This is a genomic window from Collinsella aerofaciens (assembly GCF_039758965.1).
Classification (GTDB): Bacteria; Actinomycetota; Coriobacteriia; order Coriobacteriales; family Coriobacteriaceae; genus Collinsella; species Collinsella aerofaciens_BR.
Genome location: NZ_JBDMSL010000009.1, coordinates 69,803 through 87,696, shown reverse-complemented (window position 1 = coordinate 87,696; position 17,894 = coordinate 69,803). Strand labels below are relative to the sequence as shown.

The window sequence follows — 17,894 nt, the reverse complement described above, 5'->3', positions numbered from 1 at the left end:
GTTCCGAGCGGGCCCCTGCTGTTAGCTTGTGGCACTGAATAGTTTAGGCTTCGTCGACGATCTTAAGGGCGCGCGTGTGATCGATCTCGTTGAGGAGGTTAACGCGACGCTCGTGACGACCACCCTCAAACTCGGCGTCGAGCCACTCGTCGACGATCATCTTGGCGAGCTCGGAGCCCACGACGCGGGCGCCAAAGGCGAGCACGTTGGTATTGTTGTGCATGCGGGAGAGCTTGGCGCTGAAGGGCTCGGAGCACACAACGGCGCGTACGCCCTCGACCTTGTTGGCAGCCAGGCTAATCCCGACACCGGTGCCACAGATGAGGATGCCCAGGTCGACGTCGCCGTTGGCAACGGCCTTACCCACCTTGTAGCCGGCGATGGGGTAGTCAAAGCTTTCGGAGGTGTCGGTGCCAAAGTTCACGACCTCGCAGCCGCGCTCCTTCAGGTGCTCGGAAATGATGTTCTTGAGCTCGACGGCGGCGTGGTCGTTACCGATACCGATCTTCATGGATGGTTCCTCTCTGGTCTGTGCGGCGCAAATGCTAAAGGTGTTTACCGCGTTCGACTGCATGATAGCGCGACTTTTGCGTAAACGCTCGGGCGTTTTTTGGTCAAACGCTTTAGCAGGCAACAAGACCGGCTTCTCATGAATAATGCCGCCAATTTGTGCTTGAGCGCCGTCCGCCGGAACCATGGTTGCGGTTTTTGATGCATTGTTATCAAATAAAGGAGCTAACTTTTTTGAGAGCCCAGCCCGTTATGCAAGCAGGAGATACCTATGCCCACCGATTCCATCCGTGATGCCGCGTTTTGCGATGTTTTGAACCGCGAGCTTGTCTGTGCACTCGGCTGCACCGAGCCCATTGCCGTTGCCTATGCAGCGGCGCTGGCGAGCCAGACGCTCGGTTGCGAACCCGATCATATGGATGTTGCCTGCTCGGGCAACATCATCAAGAACGTCAAGAGCGTGACCGTGCCCAACTCGGGCGGTATGCACGGTATTGAGGCCGCGGCCGTGCTGGGTGCCGTGGGCGGCGACGCTAAGAGCGCACTTGAGGTGCTCGAGAGCGTTAACGATGAAGACCGCGCTCGTGTGGCCGAGCTCCTCGCCGACGCCGGCTACTGCGATGTGTCGCTTGTCGAGGGTGTGCCCAACCTCTACATCAAGGTGACTGCGACGGCCGGGGGCCATACCGCGGTCGTCGAGATTACCGATCACCACACCAATGTCACGTGCCATACGCTCGATGGTATTCCGGTATGCGGCAAGTCGGCGGGGGAGTGCGCCGCCTGCGCCGAGCGCGTGGTGGCCGAGCGTGCGGCAGATAACGCCGATACCCCTATGAGCATCGAGTCCATCATCGACTTTATCGAGGACGGTGACATTGAGGACGCCCGTGCTGCCGTTGAGCGTCAGATTGAGCTGAATGGCGCGATCAGTGCCGAGGGTCTCGCGCACGCTTGGGGCGCCGAGGTGGGTCGTACGCTGCTGGGTGCTCGTGCCGATGACGTCGCCTGCCGTGCCCGTGCCCGTGCGGCCGCCGGGTCCGACGCCCGCATGAACGGTTGCGCGCTGCCGGTCGCCATTGTGTGCGGCTCGGGCAATCAGGGCATTACCTGCGCATTGCCCGTCATGGAGTATGCCGAGTACCTGCGCTGCGACCACGAGCGCCTGGTGCGCGCCGTGATGCTGTCCGATCTTATTGCCGTGCATATCAAGAGCTATATTGGCGCGCTCTCGGCGTTTTGCGGTGCTATTTGCGCTGCGTGCGGCTCCGGCGCTGCGATTACCTGGCTGTGCGGTGGCACGCGCGAACAGATTGGCGCGACGGTCTCGAACACGCTCGGTAATGTGGGCGGCATCGTGTGCGACGGCGCCAAGGCGAGCTGTGCCGCCAAGATCTCGGCTGCCGTTGATGCGGCGATTCTGGGCCACGATATGGCTATGCAGGGTCGCGGCTTCCGCGCCGGCGAGGGCCTGATCCAGGATACCGTTGAGCAGACAATCGCCAGCATGGGCTACGTGGGCCGCGTGGGCATGAAGGACACCGACGTCGAGATCCTCAACATCATGATCGGCAAAACCCAGGTTTGTTAGTTACGCGGTTTTACCAAACCGCGTAACCAGTCGACGCTGCAAACGCCCCTAAGCGGCAATCTGCCTTTCAATCGTCGGGCATGGCCAGAAGGCCTATGCCCTCCTCTTTCAAGGCACATTGCTCGCTTAGGGGCGTTTTCGCTGACTTATGCTCAACCTGTGGCGCTTTTTTTGGAGCGAGGGAGGGGTCCTACGACAGTTCGTCGGCTATTTGGTGCTCGTAGAAGGCTTCGATTACGGCGTTGAAGTCGCGGGCGAAGTCTTCCATGGTTCCGCACCAGGTGGCTCGGCTGGGCTTGCCTTGGCCCACATAGGCAGTCTGAATGCCGCAGGCGGGGCTGGGGAAGTCGCGTTTGGGATCGTTGCCCACCATAAGGACCTCGTGCGGCTCGAGCCCCATCACCTGAAGCTGCTCTAGATAGTAGGTGGCATCAGGCTTGCAGCGGCTAGCGTTTCCCATGTGCGTCACGAGTTCAAAGGGGGCGTCAGCCAGGTCGCCCCAACCCATGCGGCATTCGATGGCCCCCTGGGGAAAGCTGGGGTTGGTAAAGAGCGCGTAGCGCAGCCCTGCGTCCTGTACGGCCTGGAGCGCGGCGTGTGCGCCCGGCATGGCGTGGGCGTTAATGATATCGTCGTTCTTGTACGGAAGAACTTCGCGTTCGTAGTAGGTAAACGCCTCGTAGATGAGGGGATCGGAGAGGCAGATCCCGCATCGGCGCTCGACCTCTTCTTGGTAAAACTCAAGATTGGTGCGGTTGTCCGTGCCGCTGCGGCGATTGGCGTTGAGGTCGACCAGGATGGTGCCGAGGCGTGCCATCGTGCCACCGCGGCTGCGGCGGCCGATATCCGCGAGCATCGAAGAGACATCCTTAAAATAGCGAAGGATGAACGCGTTGAGGTTGATGCTGAGAAGCGTCTCGTCCATATCGAAAACGACTGCTTTGAGCACGCGGGCACCTTTCTCGTAAATTTGATCTAGAGTTGTTGGCTCCGGATACTTTACCCCAAAGCCGAATGCCTGGCTGGTTATCGTCAAGTTGCGGAGACGTGTGTTCATAAGATTACGAAAAAGTCTCCACACGAGTAAAAAATCGCAGTTCACGCTTGAAATCGAAATGATTTCCCCGTAACCTATACGAACGTGATTGCATAAGCGTCACATTAGTATCTGTCGGCTCCCGAGTGTTCCTAAACGTTGTGTGCTTGTCGCACCCTTCTGTAGGTCCTAGCAATCGGGGCCCCGTAGTTCGAAAGGGGTCCACCTTTGAGTGAGATTCAGAACTCGTCCATTTTCTCTCTTGACGATGTCAACGAGGAGGAGATGAACAACCTCATCGACGGTACGATTACCGACTTTGATGAGGGCGATCTCGTTAACGGCACTGTCGTTAAGATCGAGCATGACGAGGTGCTCGTTGACATCGGATTCAAGTCCGAGGGCGTTATCCCGGTCCGCGAGCTGTCCATCCGCAAGGACGCTAACCCTGCAGACATCGTTGCACTCGGTGATCCCATCGAGGCTCTGGTTCTCCAGAAGGAGGACAAGGACGGCCGTCTGGTCCTGTCCAAGAAGCGTGCCGAGTACGAGCGTGCTTGGAACCGCATCGAGGAGAAGTTCAACTCCGGCGAGAACGTCGAGGGCGAGGTTATCGAGGTTGTCAAGGGCGGCCTGATCCTCGACATCGGCCTGCGTGGCTTCCTGCCCGCTTCCCTCGTCGACCTCCGTCGTGTCAAGGACCTCACCTCCTACATGGGCACCCGCATCGAGGCCCGCGTCATCGAGATGGACCGCAACCGCAACAACGTCGTCCTCTCCCGTCGCGTCGTGCTCGAGGAGTCCCGTAAGGCCGAGCGCTCCGAGATCCTGTCCAAGCTCAAGTCTGGCATGCGTCTCCAGGGCACCGTTTCCTCCATCGTCGACTTCGGCGCCTTCGTCGACCTCGGCGGTATCGACGGCCTCATCCACATCTCCGAGCTCTCCTGGAACCACGTCAACCATCCTTCCGAGGTTGTCAAGGTCGGCCAGGAGGTCGAGGTCGAGGTTCTCGACGTCGATCTCAACCGCGAGCGCATCTCCCTGGGTCTCAAGCAGACCACCGAGGATCCGTGGCGTGCACTGGTCAAGAAGTACCCCGTCGGCGCTATCGTCGAGGGCACTGTGACCAAGCTTGTCCCGTTCGGCGCTTTCGTCGACCTGGGCGAGGGCATCGAGGGCCTGGTGCACATCTCCGAGATGGCCAACAAGCACGTCGATCAGCCTTCTCAGGTCACCCATGTGGGCGACAAGGTTCAGGTCAAGGTCATGGAGATCGACCTCGACCGTCGTCGTATCTCCCTGTCCATGAAGTCTGCTGCTGAGACTCTGGGCGTCGAGATCGAGGTTACCCCGCTGCCTTCCGAGAAGAAGGACGAGGAGACCGACGCCGAGTAAATCGGTTTGACGATCACTTGTTTTAAGATCACTTGTTTTAAGGGATCCGTCCGCAATGGACGGGTCCCTTTTTGCATTTGTTGCTGAGGTACGCGATGCTGCCCGTGCGCGATGCTGCCCTGGCTGTTCGCAGACTATTGGGTTGTCGGTGCATGAAAAATGCCGACATCCCGCCTCGGGGAGGAGGCGGGAACGCACCGAGTAGACGGAGGGGTGCGGAGCGCGGTCGCGTCTCGACTGACGACGTTGCCCATCGACAACCCTATTGTACTGCATAGCGCGGTTCTTGGTTTATCGTGTCGAACGCTTGTGTTGTGCCATTGCCTGCGGCAACGGTGTGCTACACTCTTGCACTGCTGAGTGGGCCAGACGGTCGCGCGATGTGCTGCTTGCAGCACGCGTGAGGAAAGTCCGGGCTCCAGAGGGCGGGATGCCGGCTAACGGCCGGGCGGAGTGATCCGACGGAAAGCGCCGCAGAAAAGAAGACTCCCACCTGCGCCGCAAGGCGTAAAGGGAAAAGCTGAAACGGTGGTGTAAGAGACCACCAGCGTCGTGGCAACACGGCGGCTTGGCAAGCCCCATCCGGAGCAAGCGCGAATAGGAACGCTATGGGCCGGCCCGGTCCGCGTTCGGGTAGCGTGCGTGGAGCTGCATGGTAACGTGCAGACAAGATAAATGACCGTTCACGACAGAACCCGGCTTATCGGCCCACTCGGCACTTTGTTGACGCTGCGAACCCGTCAGCGCGGCAATCTGCCTTTCAAGCCTTCGGGCATGACCATAAGGTCAATGCCCCCGGCTTTCAAGGCACCTTGCTCGCGCTGACGGGTTCTCGCTTTCGTTGACGGAATCATCGGCGTTGTCATTCTTTTTACTAGGGTTATCGTATTATTGAGGCTGTTTGTTGCTGCGCTTTATTTTGTTGAGGGGCTTTGTTGGACAGCTATTTTACTTTGCAATCGAATATTGAGGCTACGGGCGAGTTCGTTGACCGCAAGAGCCGGTTTATTGCCCAGCTGGTCCATATTGAGTCCGAAGATGAGGCGAATGCCTTTATCGAGACCGTTCGCAAGCGTCATTACGACGCTCGACACAATGTTCCCGCGTGGATTTTGGTCGATGGACGTGAGCGCCAGAGCGATGACGGTGAGCCGAGCCGCACGAGCGGCATGCCGACGCTCGAGGTGCTGCGCGGCGCAGGGCTCAAAAATGTTTGCTGCGTGGTGACGCGCTATTTTGGTGGCACGCTGTTGGGGCCCGGTGGTTTGGTGCGAGCCTATACCGCGGCGACGCAAGCGGCGGTGGCAGCTGCTCAGGAGGCTGGGCAGATCGTCGAGATGACGAGTGTCGTGCCGGTTGATGTGCATGTGGCGTATCCGCAGTATGAGCAGGTGCTTCGCTTGGCGCAGGATTCGGGTGCCAAGGTTTCGGATACCGATTACGCGGATGCCGTGACACTTCATTTGGTGTTCAAGGCGGGGGAGCAGGAACCGTTTTGCGCTAAGATGCGCGAGCTTATGGCGGGGCGCGAGGAGATTGAGGTTGGCGCTCCCGAGTTTGCGGAGTTCTAACGGCGACGGCCGGCGTGCTTTTGGATGAATCCCAAGCGCGCCGGCCGTCGATTTCTGTTGCAGCCGTTTACTCGGCGAGCTGCTTTAGCACATCGCAGGCAATCTCGACGGCATCGTCGATGCAGCCGGGGCAGCTGCGGAGCGGACCTTTATCCGATCCGATGCCCTTGAGCGTGCCGCAGACGGTCGTCGTGTTCTTCTCGCCAAATCGCTTGGCAATCTCGCGCGACAGCTTGTAGGTCTGGCCTTTGGTCTTGGGGTTCTCCATGCCGTCGCTCATTACAAAGCCCATGATGGCAACAGCGCCCGAGATGGCGCCGCAGGTCTCGGTCATGCCACCCATGCCGGCGCCAAAGCCCTCGGTGAGGGTAAAGGCGGTCTGGGGGTCGAGCCCGACGGCAGGTGCGAGCGTGCAGGCAACGGCCTGTGCGCAGTTAAAGCCGCGGGCGTGGTATTCGGCAGCCTGAGCCTGACAGGCGGTGATGTCGAGCTGGGCCGTATTGATTTGCTTCATCGTTGTCTCCTTGGTCACGGTGTACCCGCCTATGGTACCCGTGACGGTGCGTGTAATCATCGAGAGCTTCATGGATGCCTCATTTTATCTATCGAGCAAATGCCCAAGGCTTGAGATAAATACCCCTGATCAATTAGTCACATAACCTACCTTGGGGATGGGTTGAGAGGGGTGCGGGGTAGCGGTATCGTGAACCGAATAAAACTAAAACCCAGGCAAGGGAGCTAGATATGAGCAAGCAGACCATCGGTACGACGTGTGTTCAGGGCGGCTATCACCCGGGAGATGCCGAGCCGCGTCAGGTGCCCATCTACCAGTCCACCACGTGGAAGTACGACACGTCCGAGCACATGGGCAAGCTTTTTGACCTGGAGGAGTCGGGCTACTTCTATAGCCGTCTGCAGAACCCCACGTGCGATCTGGTTGCCGCCAAGATCTGCGAGATGGAGGGCGGCACTGCCGCGATGCTCACGAGCTCGGGCATGGCCGCGAATTTCCTTGCGATCTTTAACGTGGCCGGTGCCGGCGATCACGTAGTCGCGAGCTCTGCCATCTATGGCGGCACGTACAACTTGCTCGCCCACACCATGGGCCGTATGGGGCTGACCTGCACGTTCGTTGCCCCCGACTGCACCGATGAGGAGTTGGAGGCAGCCTTCCAACCCAACACCAAGCTCGTCTTTGGCGAGACCATCGCCAACCCCGCCCTTGCCGTGCTCGATATTGAGCGCTTTGCCAAGGCCGCGCATGACCACGGCGTGCCGCTGATGGTCGACAACACCTTCCCGACGCCCGTGATGTGCCGCCCCTTTGAGTGGGGCGCCGACATCGTTACGCACTCCACCACCAAGTACATGGATGGACATGCTGCCTACCTGGGCGGCGTAATCGTCGACCACGGTCAGTTTGACTGGATGGCCCATGCGGACAAGTTCCCGGGTCTCACCACGCCCGACGAGAGCTACCACGGCGTGACGTATGCCGAGAAGTTCGGTCGCGAGGGCGCCTTCATTACCAAGGCAACCGCTCAGCTCATGCGTGACCTCGGCCCCATGCAGAACCCGCAGGCGGCCTTCTTCCTGAACAGCTCGCTCGAGAGCCTGCATGTGCGCATGCCGCGTCATTGCGAGAACGGCCTGGCCGTTGCCAAGTTCCTGCAGAGTCACCCCAAGGTACGCTTCGTGAGCTATCCGGGTTTGGAGGGCGACAAGTACTATGACCTGGCTCAGAAGTACATGCCCAACGGTACCTGCGGCGTTGTGAGCTTTGGCTTTAACGGTGGTCGCGCGGCGGCCGAGACCTTTATGAAGAGCCTCAAGCTCGCCCAGATCGCCACACACGTGGCCGACGCCCGCACTTGCTGCCTGCATCCTGCTAACGCCACGCATCGCCAGATGAACGATGAGGAGCTCATCGCCTGTGGCATCTCCGCCGACATGGTGCGCCTGTCGTGCGGTCTCGAGGACACGGCCGATCTGATTGCCGACCTTGAGCAGGCGCTCGAGCAGTGCTAGGCTAGCGTTCGTGCAAGGCGCCGATGCTGGCAGAAAGCTTCGGTGACCTTTCGTTCCGATTCCGTAGGCGGGACCCCAATTGCGGCTGTTTGCAGGCGATTGGGGCCCCGTTTTTTTGCGTTGGGCCACTCGAAAGGATGGATATGGAGAAAACTGCAGAGCAGCTGCGCCGCGAGCACATTGCCCTAGAGGGCGACACCCATGGCAAGAACAAGTGGGCGATTCTGTTTACCGTGCTCATCATGACGTTTATGGTGTGTCTGGATTCGACCGTCGTGACCGTGGCGCTGCCCGTGATGCAAAAGGAGCTGGGCGTGGGCCTCGATCGCATTCAGCTGGTAAGCTCGGTGTATCTGCTTGCGACATGCGTGGCTATGTTGCCGTTTGGCCGTCTGGGCGACGTGCGCGGCAAGGTGAATGTGTTCCAGCTGGGCGTCATCGTCTTTTCGGTCGGTTCGCTGCTGTGCGGCCTTTCGTCCTCGCTCGAGGTTCTTATCCTGGCACGCATTGTTCAGGGCGTCGGTTGCGCGGCGGCCATGGCCAACAACATGGGTATCATCACCGAGTCGTTTCCGGCGCGCGAACGAGGCCGTGCCATGGGTATTCTCGCGACCTTCGTGGCCCTCGGCATGATGTGTGGCCCCGTGCTCGGTGGCATGCTGGTGGCAAGCTTTCCCTGGGAGAGTATCTTCCTCATCAACCTGCCTATTGGCGTAATCTCGTTTATCGTGGGGCTCTACACGCTGCCGCATGTTAAGCCGGAGGCCGGCGAGCGCCCCATGTCCCTGATCGAGGCCGCTCGTTGCTGCTTTGCAAATTCGGCCTTCACCATCAACCTTGCCTGCATGCTCATCGTGTTCGTTGGCATTGGCGCATCCGAGTTTATCCTGCCGTTCTATTTTCAGGACGCCCACGGCTTTGGTTCTGACATTTCCGGATTGCTCTTTTTGGCGCTGCCAATGGTGAATGCCTTTATCGGCCCGCTTTCGGGAACGGTTTCGGACCGTGTTGGCTGCGAGGGTCCCACGGCGGTCGGCCTGGGCGTGTATGTGTGCGGTCTCTTTGCAGTAAGCACGCTCGACGAGCACTCTTCTATCCCTGTGATCGTGTGCTGCGTCGCATTTATGTCGTGCGGTACGTCGATTTTCCAGAGCCCCAACAACTCGCTGTACATGGGCTCGGCTCCGCGCGAGGCACTTGGCTTTGCGGGTAGTCTGGGTAGCCTGGCGCGTTATGCGGGTATGGCACTCGGCATTACGGTGGCGTCGAATATCCTGTATGGACAGATGAGCGTGGCGATGGGCGAGGCCGTGACCAGTTTTGTTGCAGGACGTCCGGATGTGTTCCTGTTTGGTTTCCGTTCGGTGTTCTATGTGTTGATGGCTGTGGCCGCTGTGGGCTTTGCGCTTGCCATGGTGCGTTTGGTGAAGATGCGCGCCCGCCATTAGCGTGTTGGGAGGCTGTCTGCCACGATTCGCGCCGTCCCAAAAAGACTGGTTTGTGGTGCGATGCGGCTTGTGGGACGGGCGGGGGTCGGTCCGTGGTAGACTATCGAACAACGTTTATTAATCGCGCGGTATCGTTGCCGCGAGAAGGGGTTGCGCCATGCAGGAGCTTGAGGATCGTATTCGCCATGACGGCATCGTAAAGGCCGGTAACGTCCTTAAGGTTGATGCCTTCCTCAACCACCAATGCGACGTTGAGCTGTTCGACCACATGGGCGCCGAGTGGGCCCGACTGTTCGAGGGTGTCGAGATCAACAAGATCCTGACGATTGAGGCTTCGGGCATTGGCATGGCTTGCATCGCGGCTCAGCATTTTGGCGGCGTGCCGGTGGTCTTTGCCAAGAAGGCGCAGTCCATCAACCTCGACGGCGAGCAGTATGCCACGACCATCTACTCCTTTACCAAGCAGAAGGAGTACCCGGTCATTGTGGGTAAGCGCTTCCTGTCCGAGGGCGACAAGGTCCTGATTATCGACGACTTCCTGGCCAACGGCTGCGCGCTTGAGGGCCTTATCAAGATCTGCGAGGCTGCGGGCGCCGAAGTTGCCGGCATTGGCATCGCCGTTGAGAAGGGCTTCCAGGGCGGCGGCGATAAGCTCCGTAAGCGCGGCTTCCGCGTTGAGAGCCTGGCACGTATCGCCGATATGGACTGCGAGAACGGCGAGATCACCTTCGCCTAAGCGCGCAACACAAGCGATTGGTATGCGATGTGACAAAGGGACTGTCCCTTTGTCACATTTTTTGTATGAGGGGAGGTGTTGATATGGATGAGAATAAGATGGGATGGCGCGAGTATGCGCGCTATGCCGAGATGTCGGCCGAGGAGTTGGCGCGCGATTGCGAGGTGCAGGTGTTTCGCGCGACGGGTCCGGGCGGACAGGGCGTGAACACGACGGACTCGGCGGTACGCATGAAACATATCCCTTCGGGGATTGTCGTGATGGCGCGCGAGAGCCGCAGTCAGTTCCAAAACCGTAGCAGCTGCCTACGTAAGCTGCGCGCTGAGCTTGAGCGTCGCGGGCGTCCGCCGCGCCGCCGCGTAAAGACCAAGGTGCCTCAGCGATCGCGCCAGCGCAGGCTCAACGACAAACACTTCAATGCGATTAAAAAGGCCAACCGTCGCAAGCTGGGCGGGGAGGAATGATCTTATCAATAAGTTGCGGTGAAATAGGGACTGTTTTGCGGCTTTAGATGCATAAACAGTCCCTATTTCACCGCAACTTAGGTGGGGTTAGCGGGTGGGATGCCAGACGTGGAGGACGCCGGCAAGGATGTCGACCTCGATGCGCGAGGCGACAACGGGCTCGCCGTCGGCCTGGATGGGGTAGTCGGGCTCCTCGAACGTGAGCTCGGCATGACGGCAACGACGCATGCGAACCGGTGGCAACTTGGTATGGTGGCCGTCCTTGGCCGAAAGAAACATAGGCAGGGCAACCGCGCGAGGGACAGGGCCGCAGGCGTAGCAGACGTCGAGTACGCCGTCGCAGGGGTCGGCATCGGGGCAGATGCGATAGCCCGAGCCATAGGTAGGACCCAGCTGAATTGCCATGATGATCGCCCGCACGCGCTCGGCGGGCGCGCCATCAAAGCTGATGGTCATGGGGTAGTTGCGATAGCGCAGACCAAACTGCTCAAGTCCCGAGAGGGTGTAGAGTGGCGCGCCCGTCAAGCCGGTCTTTTTGCGCAGCTCGGTGGTGCCAAGGCCGATGGCGGCATCGATGCCGACCGAAAGCGTCTGGTCGTAGTACTCAACGGTAGCCTCGCCGCTGCCGCTTGCGGGGTTCCATGAACGAATGCGCCCGATGTCCTGACGCTGCAGCTCACAGGTGAGCAGTGCGCCAAAATCCTTGCCGGAGAAATCGTCGATGCCGAGCGTTTGGGCAAAATCGTTGCCAGAGCCCACGGGTAGGATGGCAAGAGCGGGGCGGGCGTCCTCCTCTTGCGTCATAAGCCCGTTGACGACCTCGTGAATCACGCCGTCGCCGCCAAGGGCGATAACGGTGCGATAGCCCTGAGCCTGTGCGGCCAGCTCCTTGGCGTGTCCCATGCGCTCGGTCAGCACCAGGTCAAACTGGGATGCTCGCGCGGTCATATCCAAAAAGCGTTGCAGGCGCTCGGCAACTTCGTGCGCCGCACCCGATTGGGCTGCTGGGTTGGCGATGATGAGCGTGCGACCAAAATTAGTTGCGTGCATGGGGCGACTCCCGGCGTATGACGTGACGGTGCGGTCGCGCTCAGGTCGAATTGCCCCCGATTGTGGCTGCACGTCGAATACTTACGTCTACTCTATCAGGTCGTTGTGGCGCTCGATAGCATCCGCTACCGTACCGCCCTCATCCACAATAAGCGAACGGCGCTTGGGCGAGATGATGCGCTGGGCGGGGTACACGCCGCGGTGTCCGGCGGTTAGGTAGCTGATAAAGGCCACGATGACAAAGAACCCGGCTGCCGTGCCGTGGAACAGGTCGATGGCCATCATACAGGTGGTGATGGGCACGTTGAGGCCGGCGCAGAACACGCCGAGCATGCCCAGCGCCGCCAGAAAGCTGGGGTCGATTCCGACGAGGCAACCGATCCAGCCGCCGAGCGCCGCACCGATACCAAACAGGGGCGTGACCTCGCCGCCTTGGAAGCCGGCGCCCAGGGTGAGCGCTGTGACGACCAACTTGATGGCTGCGTCCGCCAGGGTGGTGTTGCCGGCAAATCCGGCGCCGGAAAGCCACGTGGAAAGGCCGGCGTAGTTCCAAGCGTCGAGAAGGGCATAGGCGGCCAAAACCACGAGTGCGCCGATGAGTGCGCGAACGAGGTAATTGGTGATAAAGCGACCGTACAGGCTCTTGACGGTTCGAACCGACCAGGCAAAGAGGCGTGCCGTCAGACCGAAGATAATTGCGCTGATAACAACGATGACGACCGTTTTGGGCGTCATAGCGGGAACGCTGGCGATAACATTCGCCTCGTACTCGGTACCTAGGGCGAGTGATGTAAAGTAGCCGGTAAATGAGGCGACCAGGCAGTAGATGCCCGCCGTGTAGTCGATCTTGCCGATAAAGCACATCTCCATGCCAAAGAAAGCTCCGGCAAGGGGCGAGCCGAATACGGCGCCAAAGGCCGACGAGATGCCGGCGAGCATGAGGTCGTGGTGGTCATGCTTTTTGAGGTGGGCGAGGCTCGAGATGTTGCTGGCGATGGTGCCGCCAATCTGCACCGCGGCTCCCTCGCGACCGGCCGATCCGCCCGTTAGGTGCGTGAGCGTGGAGCACACAAACGTGAGGACGGCCATGCGCATATGGATGAGGCGTGTGCCCAGAGCGGAGTCGATGACCAGGTTGTTGCCACGCTTGGCGGCAAGACCGTGGTTTTTGTACACCCATGCGGTAGCAACGCCCACAACGGGAAGCAAGGCGTAGACCCACACATGGTGCTCGCGATAGTCGGTCGCGATATTCAACGAGGCCAAAAACGCCCAAGCGGCAACGCCCATGGCGAGCGAGACGATGACGACGAGTACGAGCAACTTAGCGCTCGCGAGTAGGTTGCGGGCGTTGCGGCGCGTGTCGGCAGCCAAGAGCTGCTCGGAGCGGGTGATCTGATGCCTGCCTGCCGTGATGACGTCGTTCAGGGAGAAAAAGCCGCCGTCGTCGAGCGGCTGGGAATGATCCTGCGTTTCGTTTGCGCTTTCGGTTTTGTCGTTATGAGCCATACGTTCCTCTTTTAGGTTGCAACGCAAGCATTATAAAACGCGGTAAACGCGACGAGCCGGTGGGTTGGTTTCCATTCTGTTTCGCGGCCTGCAACCGACAGGTGTATTTGCGGGTACAGACCGAGTCGCGGCCGTGCATCGGGGGATTATACTGAGACAAGCATAAAGAATCGGCGCCCCTGTTGTGCGCCGTGGCATTAAGAGGTGCATATGGCAGAGAAACTCATTCCGCTGGAGGACGCGCAGTCGATTGTTTTGTCGCACGTTGCTCCGTCCGATCTCGTCGAGATTCCCGTGTGGCAGGCGGCTGGTTTTCCCTTGGCCGAGGACGCGGTGGCCGATATCGACATCTCGCCGTTTGCCAACAGCGCTATGGACGGATATGCCGTGCGCTCGGCGGACTTGGCGCAGGCATCTGGCGAGGCGCCGGTGACGCTCGACGTTATCGGACACGAGGCCGCGGGCAATGTGTTTGAGGGCGCAATCGGCGCGGGCGAGACGGTTCGCATCATGACGGGCGCGCCGGTACCCGAAGGTGCCGATGCCGTGGTGAAGTACGAGATCGTCGATGTGCTCGACGGCGATGGCAACGAGGGTTCGCACGTTCGCTTCTCGGCGCCGGCCAAGGTGGGGGAGAACGTTCGCTCGGCTGCTGAGGAAGCCCATGCCGGCGACGTCGTGATGCGCGCTGGCGAGGTTGTGGCTCCGGCCGGCGCCGGCCTGCTGGCGAGCGCCGGGTATGCGAACGTGAAGGTGCACGCTGCCCCGCGTGTGGGCATCATCTCGCTGGGCACGGAACTGGTCGCACCGAGTAAGGTACCGGCGCGTGGTCAGATTCGCGATTCCAACTCCTCGGCGCTGATGGCCGAGGCACTCGATGCCGGCGCCGAGCCCGTGTTCTACGGCATCGCGCCCGATGATGAGCAGGCGATTGCCGAGCTGGTACATCGCGCCACGCGAGAGTGCGATTTTGTCATTACGAGCGGTGGCGCCTCGGCGGGCGATTACGACTATGTGACGGCGCTCGTCCGGCGCGAGGGCGAGGTGCTGTTTGACCGCATCTCGATGCGTCCGGGCAAGGCCATCACGTTTGGCTTGCTCGGGGGTAAGCCCTACCTAGGGCTTTCAGGCAATCCGGCCGCGGCGTATGTAGGCTTTGAGATGCTTGCCCGTCCGGCGATCCGCAAGATGCGCGGCTTTGCCGAGGGCGTGCGTCCCGTGCAGCAGGCGACGCTCACACATGGCGTGAAAAAGCGACAGCATCGCCGCTTCTTCGATCGCGCCACGGTTTTGCGCGACCCCGAGACCGGTGAGCTGTTGGTGACCGAGGCCAAGACGCAGAATTCGGCGCTGCTCGGCACGATGCAGCGGGCCAATTGCCTGTTGCGTATTGACGAAGGACCGTGCGACCTTGCGGCGGGCGACGTCGTGGATGTCGTGCGTGTCGACCTGCCTGAGGGAACGGTGCTATAGGAGGATCGCTATGGAGTTGAAGATTTCGATCGTGACGTGCTCGGATACGCGCGACCTTGCCCAGGACGAGGCTGGGGCCGCACTCGAGGAGCTTATCGAGGCACAGGGCTGGACGGTCGCCTCACATGTGGTCGTGCGCGACGACGTCAGCGAGATTGGTGATGCCATCGTGGAGGCCGCCGATGAGTGTCACGCCAATGTCGTGCTCACCTGCGGCGGCACGGGGCTTTCGATGCGCGATGTGACGCCCGAGGCGACGCGTGCCGTCTGCGACCGCGATGTGCCGGGTATTGCCGAGGCGATCCGTGCGTACTCCATGACCAAGACGCGCCGCGCCATGCTCTCGCGCGCTATTTGCATGCAACGAGGTCATACACTTGTCGTAAACTTTCCCGGTTCTACGAAGGCCGCCCGCGAAAGCTGGGAGGCCATAGCAGATCAGCTGGAGCACGCAGCTCAGATGACAGCGGGCGGCGGACATACCAACTAAGCGGTTTACCTGCGGCGGGGCGACCTAAACGGCTGCTCCGCCTTTGTTTTCCGCCGAAGCGACGCCGAGGTGCACGCTAACTCGAAACTATATTCTCTGGCGAGAATAATTTCTCACTAACATTATTCGCGCAGAAGTATAATCTGGTTGCAGATTAAAGCCCGCGGTGGGGTACCCGGGCACAAGGTCCGAAAGGGTTGAATATGTTCGATTTGGTTTCTCGCCGCGGATTCGTCTCACTTTCTGCTGTCGCCGCTGCCGGCCTTGGTCTTGCCGGTTGCTCGGGCAGCAAGACGTCCGAGCCGGCCGGATCCGATGCCGGCTCCGCCAAGGCCTCTTCCAAGAAGGAAACCGTCGAGCTGCAGGTCTTTGCCGCCAACTCCCTCGAGAAGGCCCTTCCCGAGGTCCAGGAGCTCTACACCGACCAGACCGGCACCACCTTTGCCGATACGCAGTTTAAGGCCTCCGGCGACCTCGTTGAGCAGATGAAGGCCGGCGCCACGGTCGACGTGCTCATCACCGCTTCCAAGGGTACCATGGATGACGCTGAGACCGCCGAGCTCGTCGACGCCGACACGCGTGAGGACATGTTCGTCAACGACCTCGTGATTATTCGCGCCGAGGGCTCCGACACCAAGATCGAGGCCATCGCCGACGTCGCGAACCTGGACGGCAAGATCGCCATCGGCGACGCCAAGACCGTCCCCGCCGGCAAGTACGCCAACCAGGCGCTGGCTTCCGTGGGCCTCTACACCGGCATCGAGGGCGACGACGGCGAGTATGCGCCCGAGATCGCCGACAAGGTGGCCCTGGCCGACAAAGTTGGTACCGCCGCCGCCTATGTGTCCACGGGCGACTGCGTGGCTGGATTTGTCTACAGCTCCGATATCTTCCGCTACGACGGCATCGAGGAGGCCTTCGTGTGTCCCGAGGACTCGCACAAGCCCATCGTGTATCCGGGTGCCGTTGCCGAGAGCTCCGAGCACGCCGACGAAGCCAAGGCGTTCATCGACTTCTGTCTGACCAACAAGAAGGCTCAGAAGATTTGGGCCAAGTACGGCTTTGAGCTTTCCGCGTAGTGCGGCTTGGCGCGATAATTCCATCGTTTTGTGTTTCACTCCGTTCTTGTATTCGCTTGGAGCTTTTCGTGCTTAATAGATTCCGCATGCTTGTCGCCTGTGCTTTGACCTTCGCGCTTTGCTGGGTGCCGGGATTTGCGTTTGCTGGGGACGCTGAGGACGGGGCCCAGGTTGCTGCGACCGCTCATGGGCTTTCCTATGGGATCGAGGGTTTTGAGCGGCTGGCCAAGGGGACCGCTCGTGCCATGGAGGGCCAGCCTGAGGGCTACCGGTTTCCCGTTGACGAGGACGTGGACCTTGTGGTGGCGCCTGCTGCCGATCGCGTTGTGGTGTGGATATCGCCCAAGGCGGTCGAGAAGTATGGATTGGATCCGCAGGACAACGAGTGCGTATCGGGTCTCAAGGCCCTCGTCTGTAAGCTCGACAGCGCAAACTGCATGGGAGGTGCGCAGCTGGGGGACGTGGATCTTCCTTGGTATGTCACGGCGGAAACAACGTTTGATTCCGGCGGGTATACCTATGGCTTTGACGAGCGCGGTGCGGATGGGGACCGCTATGTGGTGATTGCATCAGCCTCGGGTGATGCCAAGGGCGGCGCGCGTTGGCTTGATAGCGCTCAAATGGTAGAAGCATCGTCTGTCGTATTGCGGGATGAGCAGGGGCCCTGGACCTCTCTGACCTCCTTTTTGTGCGACATCGACTATCGCCCGTTTTGGGTGTCCATAAAAACGAGCGGCCTTGCCCTGCTGATCTCCTTTGCGCTGGGCCTGTTCGCCGCGTGGAAGACTATGGGTACCTCGAGTCGCATCAAGGGCCTGCTCGACTCGGTCTTTACCATCCCTATGGTGCTGCCGCCCACGGTCTGCGGCTTTCTGCTCCTCATGCTGTTTGGCCGCTCGACCGGGGTCGGTCGGTGGCTTATTGCTCGCGGCGTCTCGATCGTCTTTACCTGGCCCGCGGCGGTGATATCTGCCGTGGTGGTGTCGTTTCCCCTGGTCTACCGCACGGCGCTCGGTGCCTTTGAGAGCCTTGACACGCAGATGCTCGATGCGGCGCGAACCCTGGGCTGGTCCGAGCGTCGCATCTTCACCAAGCTTATGATGCCGCTTGGCTGGCCCTCGATTGCCGCCGGCACGGTGCTCGCCTTTGCCCGCGCGATGGGCGAGTTTGGCTGCACCCTGTTCTTTGCGGGCAACTATGCCGGCATTACGCAGACCATTCCCATTGCGATTTACTTTGAGTGGATGGGCGGCAACACCTCGGTGGCCCTCTTTTGGGTCGCCGTTGTGATTGCGTTCAGTTTCCTGGTCATCCTATTCATCAACATGTACACGGCGCATTCGCAAAAGTATCGCGAGCGGGGCCTTTCCCGTGCGGAGCGCAAGCGGATCAAAGATCTTGCCGGACAGGGCGATTCGCTCGACCCGGCGGGCGGCGATGCCTTGCGTATCGATCGCGAGGCGCTGGCCGAGCTCATGCGCGATGATGCCGCTTTGCAGGGAGGTCGATAGGCC

At 60.4% G+C, this 17,894-nt stretch carries 16 protein-coding genes and 1 other RNA gene; 12 read left to right on the top strand and 5 right to left on the bottom strand.

Translation table 11 applies throughout. The annotated features are described in order from the left end of the window. Positions 1–43: 43 nt before the first annotated feature. A complete protein-coding gene (gene rpiB / locus ABHU32_RS04310; RefSeq protein ID WP_117762860.1) occupies positions 44–511 on the bottom strand; it encodes a ribose 5-phosphate isomerase B in 468 nt (155 codons plus the stop codon). A gap of 270 nt (positions 512–781) precedes the next feature. Here rpiB and ABHU32_RS04305 point away from each other — a divergent pair, with 270 nt between their 5' ends. After that, a complete protein-coding gene (locus tag ABHU32_RS04305) occupies positions 782–2,101 on the top strand; it encodes an L-cysteine desulfidase family protein (RefSeq protein ID WP_217107785.1) in 1,320 nt (439 codons plus the stop codon). A 190-nt stretch (positions 2,102–2,291) separates the two neighbouring features. On the opposite strand, the gene ABHU32_RS04300 is transcribed toward ABHU32_RS04305, so the two are convergent. Beyond that, positions 2,292–3,050, bottom strand: a complete 759-nt coding sequence (locus ABHU32_RS04300) for an HAD family hydrolase (protein WP_226790561.1) — start codon at positions 3,048–3,050, stop codon at positions 2,292–2,294. A gap of 315 nt (positions 3,051–3,365) precedes the next feature. On the opposite strand from ABHU32_RS04300, the gene rpsA reads away from it, so the two are divergent. The 3 genes from rpsA to ABHU32_RS04285 all read left to right on the top strand — a co-directional run bounded on the left by rpsA (position 3,366) and on the right by ABHU32_RS04285 (position 6,103). After that, positions 3,366–4,532: a 30S ribosomal protein S1 gene (gene rpsA / locus ABHU32_RS04295; protein ID WP_022095232.1), complete on the top strand. Its 1,167-nt coding sequence runs from the start codon at positions 3,366–3,368 to the stop codon at positions 4,530–4,532. Positions 4,533–4,889: 357 nt separating this feature from the next. Next, positions 4,890–5,251, top strand: an RNA gene (gene rnpB / locus ABHU32_RS04290) — RNase P RNA component class A. 213 nt (positions 5,252–5,464) lie between these two features. Further along, on the top strand, positions 5,465–6,103 hold the full coding sequence (locus ABHU32_RS04285) for a YigZ family protein (protein WP_430393428.1): 639 nt from the start codon (positions 5,465–5,467) through the stop codon (positions 6,101–6,103). 67 nt (positions 6,104–6,170) lie between these two features. Here the strand turns inward: ABHU32_RS04285 and ABHU32_RS04280 are convergent, their stop codons facing one another. After that, positions 6,171–6,689, bottom strand: coding sequence for a C-GCAxxG-C-C family protein (locus ABHU32_RS04280; protein ID WP_346979093.1), 519 nt, complete (start codon positions 6,687–6,689; stop codon positions 6,171–6,173). A gap of 158 nt (positions 6,690–6,847) precedes the next feature. Between ABHU32_RS04280 and ABHU32_RS04275 the strand changes: the two genes are divergently transcribed. The 4 genes from ABHU32_RS04275 to ABHU32_RS04260 all read left to right on the top strand — a co-directional run bounded on the left by ABHU32_RS04275 (position 6,848) and on the right by ABHU32_RS04260 (position 10,779). Then, entirely contained in the window at positions 6,848–8,131 is a 1,284-nt protein-coding gene (locus ABHU32_RS04275) for an O-acetylhomoserine aminocarboxypropyltransferase/cysteine synthase family protein (protein WP_346979091.1), read from the top strand. Positions 8,132–8,274: 143 nt separating this feature from the next. After that, a complete protein-coding gene (locus tag ABHU32_RS04270) occupies positions 8,275–9,579 on the top strand; it encodes an MFS transporter (RefSeq protein ID WP_346979090.1) in 1,305 nt (434 codons plus the stop codon). Between the two features lie 157 nt (positions 9,580–9,736). Continuing rightward, the gene (locus tag ABHU32_RS04265; protein WP_055286127.1) at positions 9,737–10,315 is read left to right on the top strand and encodes a xanthine phosphoribosyltransferase; all 579 of its coding nucleotides are present in this window, start codon (positions 9,737–9,739) and stop codon (positions 10,313–10,315) included. Positions 10,316–10,398: 83 nt separating this feature from the next. After that, complete coding sequence (locus ABHU32_RS04260) at positions 10,399–10,779, top strand: peptide chain release factor family protein (protein ID WP_187359580.1); 381 nt, start codon at positions 10,399–10,401, stop codon at positions 10,777–10,779. Positions 10,780–10,866: 87 nt separating this feature from the next. On the opposite strand, the gene ABHU32_RS04255 is transcribed toward ABHU32_RS04260, so the two are convergent. Further along, complete coding sequence (locus ABHU32_RS04255) at positions 10,867–11,829, bottom strand: diacylglycerol/lipid kinase family protein (protein ID WP_346979088.1); 963 nt, start codon at positions 11,827–11,829, stop codon at positions 10,867–10,869. 87 nt (positions 11,830–11,916) lie between these two features. Beyond that, positions 11,917–13,338, bottom strand: a complete 1,422-nt coding sequence (locus ABHU32_RS04250) for a chloride channel protein (protein WP_346979087.1) — start codon at positions 13,336–13,338, stop codon at positions 11,917–11,919. 210 nt (positions 13,339–13,548) lie between these two features. On the opposite strand from ABHU32_RS04250, the gene ABHU32_RS04245 reads away from it, so the two are divergent. The 4 genes from ABHU32_RS04245 to modB all read left to right on the top strand — a co-directional run bounded on the left by ABHU32_RS04245 (position 13,549) and on the right by modB (position 17,891). Continuing rightward, complete coding sequence (locus ABHU32_RS04245) at positions 13,549–14,811, top strand: molybdopterin molybdotransferase MoeA (protein ID WP_346979086.1); 1,263 nt, start codon at positions 13,549–13,551, stop codon at positions 14,809–14,811. A gap of 10 nt (positions 14,812–14,821) precedes the next feature. Continuing rightward, positions 14,822–15,301: a MogA/MoaB family molybdenum cofactor biosynthesis protein gene (locus tag ABHU32_RS04240; RefSeq protein ID WP_118080408.1), complete on the top strand. Its 480-nt coding sequence runs from the start codon at positions 14,822–14,824 to the stop codon at positions 15,299–15,301. 203 nt (positions 15,302–15,504) lie between these two features. After that, complete coding sequence (gene modA, locus ABHU32_RS04235) at positions 15,505–16,380, top strand: molybdate ABC transporter substrate-binding protein (RefSeq protein ID WP_346979085.1); 876 nt, start codon at positions 15,505–15,507, stop codon at positions 16,378–16,380. Between the two features lie 68 nt (positions 16,381–16,448). Further along, the gene (gene modB / locus ABHU32_RS04230) at positions 16,449–17,891 is read left to right on the top strand and encodes a molybdate ABC transporter permease subunit (RefSeq protein ID WP_346979083.1); all 1,443 of its coding nucleotides are present in this window, start codon (positions 16,449–16,451) and stop codon (positions 17,889–17,891) included. Positions 17,892–17,894 lie beyond the last annotated feature (3 nt).

What these genes read in the sequence shown, in the direction of transcription:
- rpiB (WP_117762860.1), bottom strand. Translation starts at nt 511, where the DNA reads ATGAAGATCGGTATCGGTAACGACCACGCCGCCGTCGAGCTCAAGAAC.
- ABHU32_RS04305 (WP_217107785.1), top strand. Translation starts at nt 782, where the DNA reads ATGCCCACCGATTCCATCCGTGATGCCGCGTTTTGCGATGTTTTGAAC.
- ABHU32_RS04280 (WP_346979093.1), bottom strand. Translation starts at nt 6,689, where the DNA reads ATGAAGCTCTCGATGATTACACGCACCGTCACGGGTACCATAGGCGGG.
- ABHU32_RS04275 (WP_346979091.1), top strand. Translation starts at nt 6,848, where the DNA reads ATGAGCAAGCAGACCATCGGTACGACGTGTGTTCAGGGCGGCTATCAC.
- ABHU32_RS04270 (WP_346979090.1), top strand. Translation starts at nt 8,275, where the DNA reads ATGGAGAAAACTGCAGAGCAGCTGCGCCGCGAGCACATTGCCCTAGAG.
- ABHU32_RS04265 (WP_055286127.1), top strand. Translation starts at nt 9,737, where the DNA reads ATGCAGGAGCTTGAGGATCGTATTCGCCATGACGGCATCGTAAAGGCC.
- ABHU32_RS04260 (WP_187359580.1), top strand. Translation starts at nt 10,399, where the DNA reads ATGGATGAGAATAAGATGGGATGGCGCGAGTATGCGCGCTATGCCGAG.
- ABHU32_RS04255 (WP_346979088.1), bottom strand. Translation starts at nt 11,829, where the DNA reads ATGCACGCAACTAATTTTGGTCGCACGCTCATCATCGCCAACCCAGCA.
- ABHU32_RS04250 (WP_346979087.1), bottom strand. Translation starts at nt 13,338, where the DNA reads ATGGCTCATAACGACAAAACCGAAAGCGCAAACGAAACGCAGGATCAT.
- ABHU32_RS04245 (WP_346979086.1), top strand. Translation starts at nt 13,549, where the DNA reads ATGGCAGAGAAACTCATTCCGCTGGAGGACGCGCAGTCGATTGTTTTG.
- ABHU32_RS04240 (WP_118080408.1), top strand. Translation starts at nt 14,822, where the DNA reads ATGGAGTTGAAGATTTCGATCGTGACGTGCTCGGATACGCGCGACCTT.
- modA (WP_346979085.1), top strand. Translation starts at nt 15,505, where the DNA reads ATGTTCGATTTGGTTTCTCGCCGCGGATTCGTCTCACTTTCTGCTGTC.